General features: G+C 41.3%; 10 protein-coding genes. 2 read left to right on the top strand and 8 right to left on the bottom strand.

All coding sequences use genetic code 11. The features are described 5' to 3' along the window. Positions 1–15 precede the first annotated feature (15 nt). From KHM83_RS17275 to modA, 3 genes are read right to left on the bottom strand one after another with little or no spacing between them, the layout of a single operon-like run. Positions 16–1,098, bottom strand: a complete 1,083-nt coding sequence (locus KHM83_RS17275; protein ID WP_213238299.1) for a sulfate/molybdate ABC transporter ATP-binding protein — start codon at positions 1,096–1,098, stop codon at positions 16–18. Beyond that, positions 1,088–1,777, bottom strand: a complete 690-nt coding sequence (modB, locus tag KHM83_RS17280) for a molybdate ABC transporter permease subunit (RefSeq protein WP_213238300.1) — start codon at positions 1,775–1,777, stop codon at positions 1,088–1,090. Before modB ends, KHM83_RS17275 begins: the two co-directional genes overlap by 11 nt. A gap of 7 nt (positions 1,778–1,784) precedes the next feature. Beyond that, a complete protein-coding gene (gene modA, locus KHM83_RS17285; protein ID WP_213238301.1) occupies positions 1,785–2,597 on the bottom strand; it encodes a molybdate ABC transporter substrate-binding protein in 813 nt (270 codons plus the stop codon). Between the two features lie 395 nt (positions 2,598–2,992). Here modA and gdhA point away from each other — a divergent pair, with 395 nt between their 5' ends. Then, entirely contained in the window at positions 2,993–4,330 is a 1,338-nt protein-coding gene (gdhA, locus tag KHM83_RS17290; RefSeq protein ID WP_213238302.1) for an NADP-specific glutamate dehydrogenase, read from the top strand. 140 nt (positions 4,331–4,470) lie between these two features. Here the strand turns inward: gdhA and KHM83_RS17295 are convergent, their stop codons facing one another. From KHM83_RS17295 to KHM83_RS17315, 5 genes are all read right to left on the bottom strand, one after another. Further along, positions 4,471–5,511 (bottom strand): methyl-accepting chemotaxis protein, encoded by a 1,041-nt coding sequence (locus KHM83_RS17295; RefSeq protein WP_213238303.1) that lies wholly within the window; start codon positions 5,509–5,511, stop codon positions 4,471–4,473. 10 nt (positions 5,512–5,521) lie between these two features. Continuing rightward, positions 5,522–6,553 carry an FIST signal transduction protein gene (locus KHM83_RS17300; RefSeq protein ID WP_213238304.1) on the bottom strand — a complete coding sequence of 344 codons (1,032 nt, stop codon included), beginning with the start codon at positions 6,551–6,553 and terminating at the stop codon, positions 5,522–5,524. A 327-nt stretch (positions 6,554–6,880) separates the two neighbouring features. Further along, positions 6,881–8,053: an NAD(P)-dependent malic enzyme gene (locus KHM83_RS17305; protein ID WP_213238305.1), complete on the bottom strand. Its 1,173-nt coding sequence runs from the start codon at positions 8,051–8,053 to the stop codon at positions 6,881–6,883. Between the two features lie 135 nt (positions 8,054–8,188). Then, positions 8,189–9,472, bottom strand: a complete 1,284-nt coding sequence (locus KHM83_RS17310; RefSeq protein ID WP_343213171.1) for a methionine gamma-lyase family protein — start codon at positions 9,470–9,472, stop codon at positions 8,189–8,191. A 133-nt stretch (positions 9,473–9,605) separates the two neighbouring features. After that, positions 9,606–11,231, bottom strand: a complete 1,626-nt coding sequence (locus KHM83_RS17315) for a putative manganese-dependent inorganic diphosphatase (RefSeq protein WP_246543173.1) — start codon at positions 11,229–11,231, stop codon at positions 9,606–9,608. Positions 11,232–11,487: 256 nt separating this feature from the next. Between KHM83_RS17315 and KHM83_RS17320 the strand changes: the two genes are divergently transcribed. After that, positions 11,488–13,047: an HD domain-containing phosphohydrolase gene (locus KHM83_RS17320; protein WP_213238306.1), complete on the top strand. Its 1,560-nt coding sequence runs from the start codon at positions 11,488–11,490 to the stop codon at positions 13,045–13,047. The last annotated feature ends 110 nt before the right edge of the window (positions 13,048–13,157 follow it).

A 13,157-nucleotide genomic window follows, 5' to 3' on the forward strand; every position in this document is an offset into this window, starting at 1 on the left:
GAAGCAACTATTTTATCAATCCTCATCTGAAATCAGATAAAGAGCAGATTCTGGCGGTATGTGAATCTTTAAAGATGCTTGACCTTGCACTGTTTCCCAGAGATCACGGCCTATTTCCCAATGAAGCAACCCATTCTGTTCATTTTGTCCATTTTCATGCGCATCGGAAAACGAAAAAATTAATGTAACGCGAAAAGGTGTTTCAATGGTGCGTCTGATGCATATACTGAATATATTTTCGCGTTCAGTTCCGGCAGCCATTCGGATGAAATTAGCCCTTACAGCAGCGATGCCGTGTGTGTACATAAAGCTTGAAGCCGTCTTGAGCTCAATCCCCCAATTCGGCACCGCAATCTGCGTGTTGTTGATACGCATAGCAGGCGCAATATTTTTGCATCCTGTGATGCGTGCACTTGAAGCTGTCTTAGGGTGATCAATAAGCATTCGCTTCTCGCCGCAGTCTATCATTTTGCCGCTGTGAATGACGGCGATGGTGTCACATAGACGATAAGCTTCATCAATGTTATGGCTGACCATGATGACCATGCCTTGATAATTGCTTAAATCTTCAAGCATTTGCTGTATCATATGCACTTTTAAATGATTGTCCAGTGCGGAAAACGGCTCATCCAAAAGCAGGATGTCAGGTTCAACGGCAAGTGCTCTTGCCAGTGCGACGCGCTGCTGCTGACCACCGGATATTTCTGATGGCCGACGCTGCGCCAGCGATGTCAGTTGAAACTTCTCCATCAACATATCAATGCGTTGACGGTCATATTTTTGCCCGCTGACGCTAGGACCGAAGGCAATGTTGTCAAAGACATTGAGATGCGGCATCAGGCAATAATTTTGAAAAAGGAAGCCAACCCGTCTTTCTTGCGGCGGAAGGTCAATGTTTTTCTCGGAATCGTAAAGGACTCGATTGCCGATAACAACTTTTCCATCATCTGGTTTGACAAGTCCGGCAATACATTTTAAGAGCATGCTCTTTCCCGCACCTGACGGTCCAAGAACGCCAAGCATTTTTGCGTCGTTATGCATGTTGATATCAAATTTAAAGTTTTTATATGTTTTTTGAATACGAATATCAATGCCCATCAGCACGCCTCCGATCCGGTTTTAGAAACCAGAAGCTACCGTTGTTGATAAGCAATATGGCACCCATGGAAACAGCGAAAATAATGATTGCCCATATGCCGGCAACATCCAGTTTTCCCCCTTCTGCCGCAAAATAAATGGCAAGTGGGATCGTCTGTGTTTTACCGGGAATATTGCCTGACACCATGAGCGTGGCACCAAATTCACCGAGTACACGTGCAAAGGACAATGCAGTTGCTGCGGCAATACCGGGCCATGCCAACGGAATGGCGACACGCCAAAATATTTTTGATTCAGAAGCTCCCAGTGTGCGTGCGGCATTGAGCAAGTCCTGATCAATTTGTTCGAAAGCGCCGATTGTCGTCCGATACATAAGTGGAAAGGCAACGACGACAGCAGATACGACAGCGGCACCCCAAGAGAAAATGATTTTTATGTCAAAAGCGGACAGCAAAATGCCAATGGGACCGTGTTTGCCAATGAGCACCAACAGCAGAAAGCCAACAACTGTCGGCGGTAAAACCAGTGGTAGTGTGAGGATGCTGTCGATCCATACGCGCCATTTACCGCCATAGTTTGCCATTCGCCATGCAGCGGACAGTCCCAGAAAGAAAATGATTGTCGTTGAAACCAGTGCGACTTTTAATGAGACGATTGCAGGCGTCCAGTCAAATTGCATGTTAAACCTACTCTTTCGCAGCTGTGTAGCCATATTGTTCGAAAATCTGCATCGCCTCGTCTGACTTTAAATATGAGATAAATTGATTGGCGGCATCAACATTCTTTGAACTGGAGACGACGGCTACCGGATAAGTAATCGGCGTGTGGGTATCTGCTTCTGCTGTGGCGACTACCTTAACATCCTCCGTCAGCTTGGCTTCTGTCAAGTAGACGATCCCGGCATCTGCATTACCCGTCTGTACCCAAGTCAGCACTTCTCTGACGTCTTTGGCATAGACGATGTCGGGTTCGATTGCATCGAAAATACCGACGCTTTTTAAGGTTTCAACACCATATTTACCGGCGGGAACACTTTCCGGTTCACCAACGGCAATTTTAATATCATCCAGTGATGGAAGGTCTTCAAACGTCTCTATAGGCAGTGTTGCCGAAGCGGGAACCACGAGTACAATTTGGTTGGCCAGCAAATTGCTGACCGTCTCTGCAAGAACCAGTGATTCATCATTGAGCAAATTCATATCTTTAACGCCCGCCGGCATATAGATGTCGGCATCGGCGCCTTGTTCAATCTGCTGACGCATGGAGCCGGAACTTCCAAAATTCATGCTGATTGCTGTATCTGGATTTGCAGCTTGGTAGGCATCGACAACAGACGGCAGGCATTCTGATAAACTCTTTGCAGCAGAAATTGTCATCGTAATAGTGGGCTCTTTTTGGGTTGTTTCAGATGATGTTGTCTGACAACCACTGAAAGTGATTAAGACCGTGACGAGAAAAAGACATATACTGTATATTTTGCGAGTATGTATTGTTTTCATAAAATTCCCCTCCCCAAATAATATTGTTCATCCTTCATTATTTATTGCAATATATGTGCCAACTGTGAAATGAGTGTCACCTATTGTGATTTAGGGAATATTAAATGGAATGAGGTGTTACTGCTGTGTTACCCGAGTGTAACCCGGTAACATTAAGGTAACACTTTTGGACGTATTTGGCAAGCATTATCCATTGTGTGGGCATATCCTTCATTGTCATAAGGCGTTCTCCTATAAATGGCAACTTCCATACTGTATTGCAAGGTCTTCTGAAGCATTTAACAAGGCCTTCTAAAGCATATAAAATGTTTTTAAGTTTCGGTCTTCGGGTATAGTAATGATATTCTATTTACCATTACAGATAGAGAAATAAATTATGTAAGGAGTGTCAAGGTATGCTTTATATTGAGGAAGTATTTGAAAGGATTAAACAGCGCAATGCACAGGAACCGGAGTTTCTTCAAGCCGTTGAAGAAGTATTTGAATCATTGAAGCCTGTCATGGCAAAGCATCCGGAATACGAAGCGGCAAATATTCTGGAGCGCATGACTGAGCCAGAACGACAAATTATTTTTCGTGTGCCATGGGTGGATGATCAGGGTATGTTACGTGTTAACCGCGGTTTCAGGGTTCAGTTCAGCGGCGCGCTCGGTCCTTATAAGGGCGGGTTGCGTTTTCACCCATCCGTTTATATCGGCATCATTAAGTTTTTAGGCTTTGAGCAGATTTTCAAGAATGCGCTGACGGGTTTGCCAATCGGCGGCGGTAAAGGCGGTTCAGACTTTGATCCCAAAGGCAAATCTGATGCCGAAGTCATGCGGTTTTGTCAAAGCTTTATGACAGAACTCTATCGTCACATTGGGCCGGATGTGGATGTACCTGCTGGCGATATTGGGGTTGGCGGCAGAGAGATCGGCTATTTATATGGCCATTTCAGACGGGTTCGAGGTCGTTTTGAAAATGGCGTCCTAACGGGCAAAGGGCTCGCCTATGGTGGTTCGCTAGTGAGAACACAGGCGACGGGTTATGGTTTGATTTATTTTGTGGATGAGATGCTGAAATATCATGGCAAATCTCTTAAGGACAAGCGGATTGTCATCTCTGGTTCCGGCAATGTTGCAATCTATGCACATGAAAAAGCGACAGAACTCGGTGCCAAAGTTGTTGCCATGTCGGATTCGAATGGCTATATCTATCACGAAACCGGTATCGATTTAGCAAAAGTTAAACAACTCAAAGAAGTTGAACGCAAACGCATCAAAGCATACCTTGACGATTATCCGGAGGCTACTTATGTTGAGGGTCAAAAGGCGATTTGGTCAATACCATGTGATATCGCCCTCCCTTGTGCGGCGCAAAATGATATTGATTATGACGATGCCGCTAAATTAGTAAGTAATGGTGTTATCGCCATTGGCGAAGGCGCAAACATGCCGTGTACCAATGATGCCGTCAAATACTTCCTTGAGAAAGATGTACTCGTCGCACCTGCAAAAGCGGCAAATGCCGGCGGCGTTGCGACATCTGCCCTTGAAATGAGTCAAAATTCTATGCGCTATGCGTGGACATTTGAAGAGGTTGACGCAAAATTAAAGGATATTATGGTGAACATTCACCAAAATGCTTATACCGCTGCGATGAAATATGACTATGGTTACAATCTCGTAGCAGGTGCCAATATTGCAGCATTTTTAAAAGTGTCAGATGCGATGATGGCACAGGGCGATTATTAAAAATCCAAATTTAAATATAAACTAGCTGCAAAAGCTGACAGATAAAACTTAAGAGGAAGCTTAAAAGAGCCCTAAAATTGAACTGATCCATCAATTTTAGGGCTTTCTTTAAGGAATATGTAACAATATCAATGCTTATTTTATGATTCATCATAAAGCATTTTTAGCTGATTGAGATAATTTAATATTCTCAAGTAGTAATCTGATTTTGTCTGAACGCTTGCTATTAATTTGTCGAGTTCCGCGTTCTCACTGTTGGACTTATTGATAACATTCTTTAGTGCAACGGTTATATCGCTAACTTGGGAAAGATTTTCTTCTTGCGACTGTTGAACGTATTTCATTTGATTGTGGACTTCTTCTTCGGCCTTAAAGATATTATCAAATAATACATCTGTTTTTTTGATAGCGACTGTCACATCCTTAACGACGTTACTGCTGTCTGTTGACTTTTCACCAAGAATTCTTATGGTATCTGTCATTCGATCTAGGGCGCCTATGATATCATTGGCATTTTTATGTGTTTCATCCGAAAGCTTTTTTATTTCATTGGCAACAACTGAAAAACCCTTACCGGATTCCCCTGCTCTTGCGGCTTCAATAGAAGCATTAAGGGACAATAGATTGGTTTGTTTCGCAATGCCTGTAATGACACTGGCGAAGTTGGCGATGTCGCTGTATTGTGATTCAAGGTGCTGAAAATTGTCAAAAAATTGATGGAATACTTCTGAGACGCTTTGCATTTGAACAACAACTTCTCGGATACTCGTTTTAGCGAGATCAATTTCCTGTGATGATTTTTCAAGTTTATTATAGACTTCATCGGCATATTGCTTTGTTTGCGTCGTATTATGTGAAAAATGGTTGAGGTGTTCCCCTACCTCTTCAATTTGTTTTGTTGTATATTCGACACCTTCAAGAATTTGACTCAGGCCAAATGTGATGATACTTTCCTGTGAGAGCAGTGCATCAAAGTCAATTGAAATTTGTTTGGAAAGTGCTGTCGTTTCATCAAAATAACAGTGCATGACATCAGGGTCGAGGACGCATTTTCGAAGATTATTGATGGTGTCCACAATCGCGCCTTTTGGAAGATTTTCGTAGTTTGTCATAATTTGTGTCTCTGTAGTCGTTTTCTTTTCATTTGTTTTATTTGCCTTTTTGCTCATTGTCTTTAACATAGGAATCTCCTTATTCAACCGCTAACATAACCATTGTTTGGTTAACATGATGGGTATAGAACTGCTCACCGTAGCTAATAAAACCAGTCGTATTCGGACATGTATTAAGCACCGTTGCATCAAATTTTTCCCAAGTGCCGTCTTGTTGAAATTTGAGACTTCTCAATATGCAGTTAATGACGTATAGAAAACTTGGCCTAAAGTTTAATGTATCGAGTGTATTTTCTAGTTTATCAACTGGATTGACCGGTTTCAGCAGATAGACAAATGTGTTTGGCATCATTTGACAATAAAAGGTAATTGATTTATCGCCATTGATCTTCATTGGTGAAGCAATTAAGACTTCGTCTTCATATATTTTGCCAAGAGGGTTATTCATAAAGTGGTCTGCCAGTTGTGATTCAGGAATGCTCAACGCTTTTGCATAAGCTGTTGCAGCCGGTTCACCATTGATTGTTTTAACCGTTCGGCCGATTGGATCAGCTGACGTGATAAGTAATTTATCACCGTAAGGAACATAGATATTTTCTTTAAGAAGCTGTGTGCGCTTATGCATATCAAAGAAAATAGCGACATGTTTGACGCGTTTTTTGCCAATATAGATAGCTGTTTCTTTAAACAAGAGATCATCGCCAGCGCTGCCGCCAATGATTTTAAAGGACTTGTCAATAAAAAAGAGTGTAGAAATAACACTTTCTTCAAGGCCGGATAAACCATCGAGTAGCAATAGCATAAAGGCATTTTTATTGTTTTTAACCTTTTGATAAGCCGTTTCAAGGTTCTGCTTGCTCTTTATTGGCGGGGTAACGATTTCTACGATTTCAGCAACGGCTTTATCAAATGAAAAACCTGTGATGCTCCCATTTTTATAGCCATTTGCAGAGTATTCACCAGAAGTGGAACAGAGTACGACATCGGAAGTCAGTTTTTCTGACATTTTATGTATAAGAGAAATTGGAACGTGTAAGACATACCCCTCGTTGGGATAATTCTCAATATGTGATATAGCCTCTTCTACAGTAGAAAATAACAGTGATTTCATTTGAAGCCTCCTAAGATTGATTTTCATGAATAAATGAAATATTGTGATTGTTTTTACAACTGTAGTGTGATAAGTATATGATTTTGTGATGTAATTATCCCTTTTTTACCCTGACCATACTTGATTAAACATAAGCAAAACCCCTAAGTTCGCAATAAGAACAAAGGGGTTGGTTATTCAAAATAGTATTGACAAGTCTATCAATAAGTCTAAAAACAAGTCTAAAAACAAACCTATAAATAAACCTATAGGTAAAGCTATAAACAAACCTATAGGTAAAGCTATAAACAAACCTATAATTTATAATTAAAGCCTGTAAATCAAAATTTATAATTTGGAAACACCTGATTTAACGGCAGCGTCGTAAACAGCTTTTGCAACAGCTTTTCCAATTTCTTTGTTGAGTGCATAAGGTATAATATTTTCTTCACTCAGTTCTGCCTCTGGAATGAGATTAGCAATGGCATAAACCGCTGCAACTTTCATTGCTTCATTAATATCACTCGCACGTGCATCTAATGCCCCTCTGAAAATACCTGGGAAAGCTAATACGTTATTGATTTGATTAGGAAAGTCACTACGACCAGTCCCAACAATTCTCGCGCCTGCTTTCAGTGCTAAGTCAGGCATGATTTCTGGATCTGGGTTTGCCATGGCAAATACAATGGCATCATCAGCCATAGATTTTACCATCGTTTGTGAAACAACATTTTTTGCAGAGACACCAATAAACACATCGGCCCCCTTTAAAGCATCTGATAAATCGCCTTTGATAAGTTGTTGGTTCGTAAGTTTAGCGATTTCATCTTGTACCCAGTTGTTTTGTGGTACATCACTTGATAATATCCCCGCTCTGTCACATGATAAAATATTTTTGGCACCCATATCTAGGAGCATACGTGCAATTGCATTACCTGCTGACCCAGCACCGTTAATGACGATGTTTATTGTATCAATTTTTTTCCCGACGATTTTAAGTGCATTAATAAGTGCTGCACAGACGACGATAGCTGTCCCGTGTTGGTCATCGTGGAATACTGGAATGTCCAGACATTCTTTTAGTTTGCGTTCGATTTCAACACATCGAGGTGATGCAATATCTTCAAGATTGATACCGCCAAATACAGGTGCCATTAGTCTGACAGTTTCTACAATTTGGTCAACATCTTGAGTAGAGAGACAAATCGGAAAAGCATCAACATTGGCGAAACCTTTAAATAGGATTGATTTCCCTTCCATTACTGGAATGGCAGCTTCTGCCCCAATGTTTCCAAGACCTAAAACAGCAGAGCCATCAGAGACAACCGCAACTAGATTCCCCTTTGCGGTGTATTTGTAGACATCTTCAATATTTTCCGCGATTTTGCGGCATGGTTCAGCAACACCGGGTGTATAGGCTGTTGAGAGATCATCTCTAGTTTCAAGTGCAAACTTACTTGTTACTTCAATCTTACCTCTGTACTTTTCATGTAATTCTAAAGCTTTTTCATTATAATTCATTTTTGTCTCCTACGGTTTTATTTCAAAGCTAGAAGTCTTTGAGCAGTTTATAAACGTCATTTCAAATTATGATTACTTTGATTTAGAGATTCATAAATAATCTTTTATCGACATATAAGATATCGACCTGAACCGCTATCCTATTGCAATGAGCTGCTGTTCATAAAGGGTGTTCACTGCTTTCGTGACGCCAAACTTGGCGTGTGCATAGGTCAACCCACCTTGGAAATAGACAATATACGGCGGCCTAATCGGCGCGTCTGCACTGAGTTCAATGGAAGAACCCTGTACAAAGGCACCCGCTGCCATAATAACATCATCTTGATAGCCCGGCATTGCCCATGGTTCCGGTGAAACAAATGAATCTACCGGCGAAGCGGCTTGAATGCCCTTGCAGAATGCGATGACACTTTCTGCATTTCCGAGTTCGATCGCTTGGATAATGTCACTTCTAGAATCCGTAGGATTAGGATTTACTGAATAACCCAAACGTGAAAATACAGCGGCACATAAAATCGCACCTTTTATCGCGCCTGCGACAACAGTCGGCGCCATAAACAGACCTTGTAAAATAGGTCTGGTCTGTCCAAAAGTAAGACCGCACTCCTTACCGATTCCCGGTGTTGTCATGCGTGCGGCAACTTGATCAATTAAGTTTGACTTACCGACGATGTAACCGCCGCTGAGTGCAAGACCGCCGCCGGGATTTTTAATGAGACTGCCGGCCATGAGATCTGCACCGACATCGGTTGGCTCCAGCGGTTCTAAGAATTCACCATAGCAATTGTCGACCATGACGATTGTAGATGGTGCAACCGTGCGCACATCGCGGATAACGGTTTCAATATCTTTGATGGTGACGCTCTTGCGCCAAGCGTAACCTGCGGATCTCTGGATATAGACCATTTTGGTATTCGGCGTCAGTGCTTTTATAATCTTTTCTGTATCAAAAGCACCATCCGCTTTTAATGAGACTTCGTCGTATGTGACACCGATATCCATCAGCGACAAACCCTCTGACGGCGATAGGCCGATGACCTTCTCAAGCGTGTCGTACGGCTTGCCTGTAATGGCGAGCATGCGGTCACCAGGTCTCAGCACACCTTGAAGCGCTAAGCTCAATGCATGCGTACCCGAAACGATGATTGGCCTAACGATGGCATCCTCTGTTTGAAAGATGGTACTGTAAATTTTTTCGACGGTTTCTCTGCCGACATCATCATACCCGTAACCGGTATGCCAGTTAAAGTGAATATCGGAGAGCTTGTGTTCCTGCATGGCTTTCAATACTTTAAGCTGATTGATTTCGGCAATGGAATCAATGGCTTCAAATTGGCTGACAACGGATTTTTCTGCTTCGCCGATCAGCGAACGCACTTCGGGTTTAATCATAAATTGACTGTATATTTCTGTACTCAATGGTGCCTCCTGTTATTGGAGAAAACTGCATCATTCGAATTTAAATCCTCTCCCTATAATATGCGTTTTTTCGCAAGATGAGAACTTAACATATTGCTGGAAAGGATCAGCTTAAGGCGACTATGCAATTTCCTTATTTGATCATTTGAATGGCATCAATGAGCTTGGGAATAATTTGTTTTTTGCGTGAAACGCAATCTTCAATGTATGTTCCCTGTTCAACCGGCTTAGAAAAAGTCAGTGCCATCAGATTTTCGTGCTTTGATTCATAGAGCATGTAAGAACCTTCGTTAATAATATCTGTAATCACCATTAGCGTTGCATAGTGATCACGGTGATGATGTGTTTCGCTGATCAGCGTGAGGTAAGCATCCTTCTGCTTGAAAATTTCTTCAACATCTAATGTAAAAACTTGTGAAACGCCTAGTTTATAGCCGTCTTGCACAAATTCTTTAAAGTCGTTAAAAAAGACTTCTTTAATGGTCTTCCCTTTGACGGATGTTCCCGTTTTGAACATTTCCATGGCGAATTGCTGTGGGTTGACGTTAACGATTTTGCTTAAGTCTGCAACAGCTGTTTCGTCCATCGGCGTAGTCGTTGGTGATTTTAGGAGCAGTGTATCGGAAATGATACCCGAAAGCATAAGGCCGGCGATGGATTCTGGAATGGCTGTTTCATGCTCCTGAAACATTTGATAAATAATCGTATTGGTACTGCCGACAGGCAAATTTCGAAAAGCAATTGGCAAATGCGTGGAAATATCGCCGATTTTATGGTGATCAATTACCTCGATTACATTTGCTTCATGGAGGCCTTCTGCTGATTGACCATGTTCATTGTGATCGACGACAATAACATTTTTTTTGCCTGGATTTAGCAGATGACGTCTGCTGATAATGCCGACATACTTCCCATCAGAATCGACAACTGGAAATTTTGAGTGCTTTGAAGTCTGGATGAGTTCTTTAACATTCTCAAGATACTCGTCTTCTTTAAATCGGATCAGTTTCTGATGTTCCATGATGGAACCAAGCGTGTTCGTTTGGCTGATAATACGAGAGGTATAATAAGTGTCAAATGGTGTTGAAAGCATATTGACACCTGTAACAGCCGCTTTTTCAACGAGTTTATCCGGAACTTTCATATCACCGGTTATGATGATGAGCTGAGCCTTTGAAGCAATTGCATAATCAATGACATCATAGCGATCACCGGTGATAATAATAGAGTGTTTGTCAAAGATATCTTCACGGATAATAGTTGTGTCGTGGAATGCTGTGATTAAAATATGGCCATTAATTTCAGGATGCCCATAATTGAGTACCGTTCCATTAAGATTGCGTTGGACATTTTCAAAGGATGTATCAAGTTTATAAAAATCGCCGTTTATGGTGTTCATGGCGATATCTTTCATGGTCATGATGCCCAAGAGGTTTTGAGTAGCATCCACTACCGGAAGTGTTCGAATACGATGGCTGTTCATATGGTGGTAGGCAGTCAGAATGGATTCGTCCGGTGTTAAAGGATCAACCCGATCAAGGTTTAAATCCTTCAATTGGATTTTGACATTATCAAGACAGTCCGGTGCCGGAACATTAAAACGATTGAGTACAAAGGCCGTTTCCTTCGAAATTTCGCCTAAGACATACGGTGTGGCATCCATCCCCAATGTACTTTTTAGATAAGCCAGCGCGATGGCAGAGGTGACGCTGTCCGTATCAGGATTACGATGACCGAAGATCATCACTTTTTCATTCATAGTGGTTTACCCTTCCTTTTGATAGCGCTATTGGTCATCCTTCAATTGGATATGCTCTATTATAACATAGTGTCTGTGCTGAAAAACCTAAAATATTATGCGAATGGCATCATTTATAGAAATGGTATAATAACCTTGAAGTGATTCTTTGCAACGAATTGATGAAGTTTTTGAATTTTTAATGAAAATTAAATAGGAAATGAAAAAACACGTGCTATAATATTGTGAATAAATACACAATATCTTTGGAGGAAAAATGAAATTTTTTCGTTTCATGTTCTTGACAGCACTGGTAATCCTCAGCATATCTGCATCGACAATCATCGTTGGCGTCATGTACGCCTATCAATTTAATGATGATGAAAACAATCTCTACTACTCTGAACTGAGTTATCGCCTGATCGAAAAACAGATGGAACGCCGTATGGAAATGGCTGCCGAGCATTTGTTTTATTCAGTTGATGCAATTGATCTTCGAAACAGCATTACCCTTTCGCTGGTTAATCAGTTGGATGACAGTGCCTTTAAGACAAAGATGATGAATATTGCCGCCGCGGAAACCATGACGGGCTATTACTATGAACTCGGTGGTGAAGACCATATAAACCGCGTTGTCGGCAGCTATGAACGCGTTGTGATTGATCGTGCACTGGGAGCCTTTCGAGAAGATTTGACAGAAAATGTACAGATGGATATCGTCAAAGTTGAATCGCAAAATTATTTGGTCTTTATCAATCAATACCATAATTATACAGATAATGCCTCACATTTTATCGTCTACTATACGCCATTTGAAAACTTTGCCAATACGGGCTTTTTAAATGATTTAACCAATGGCAATGGATTCTTAAATATCGAAATCATTTTGGACAGTGCGATTAGTGACAACGCCGTATCGTTTAGAGATGGTTATATTGATATCACAAAAGACGCTTACAATGTTGTTTACATGCCAGTTACAGAAGTATCAGATCACTGGGTTATGGCTGTTTACATGGGAAAACCCAGAATCATCAGTGCCATTAATCAAAAAATTAATATGATTATTATGACAATTATCGCAGGTTTTTTCTTGTTTACCTTTATCTTTTTGCTTCTTTCTAAAAAGATCAGCAAGAATCTGGATGATGTTGTTGAGCAAGTAGATCACATTGCCAACGGACACTATACGAATAAGATTCACCTCAAGGGCATCTATGAACTCGAACAGCTGTCAAACAGTATCAATCAAATGGGTGATACCATAGATGCAAAAATCAGCGAACTTTCTAAAAAAAATGCCGAAATGCTGAGATTAATGATCGAAGCATTAGATGCGAATGATACTTATACAAAGGGACACTCGGAACGCGTTGCAAAATTAGCGCGCAAGTTGGGTGAAGCCGTTGGTTATGAAGATATAGATCAGTTAGTTTCAGCGGCATTGTTGCATGACATTGGCAAGATTACAGTGCCGGAGAATATTTTAAACAAACCCGGAAAGCTTGAAAAAGAGGAATTTGAAATCATCAAGCAGCACACGGTTGTCGGCAAACGCATTCTCAGCCAATCCAGCGCTTTTGATAATATCGACGATCTAGTGCTCTACCATCATGAGCGCATAGATGGGAAGGGTTATCCAGAAGGATTAACGGGTGAAAAAATCCCCCTCGGGGCAAAATTAATCGCCATCTGTGATGTTTATGATGCATTGACCACTGCCCGTCCCTATCGCGGCGCCATGACACATGAAGCGGCAATGGCCATTATCATTGAAGGAAAAGGCAAGCAATTCTCGGAAAAAGTCGTCAATGCGTTTATGACACTGATGTTTTAGTCCACGTGATTTGACTTTGCCTTGCTCTTTGTCTTTGTCAATGCCACGGTGAAATAGCTCCCTTGTTTTGCCGTAGTCATTTGTTACAATACATATAGCATATATGTATT

The organism is Fusibacter paucivorans, from assembly GCF_018390735.1.
Taxonomy (GTDB): domain Bacteria; phylum Bacillota; class Clostridia; order Peptostreptococcales; family Acidaminobacteraceae; genus Fusibacter; species Fusibacter paucivorans.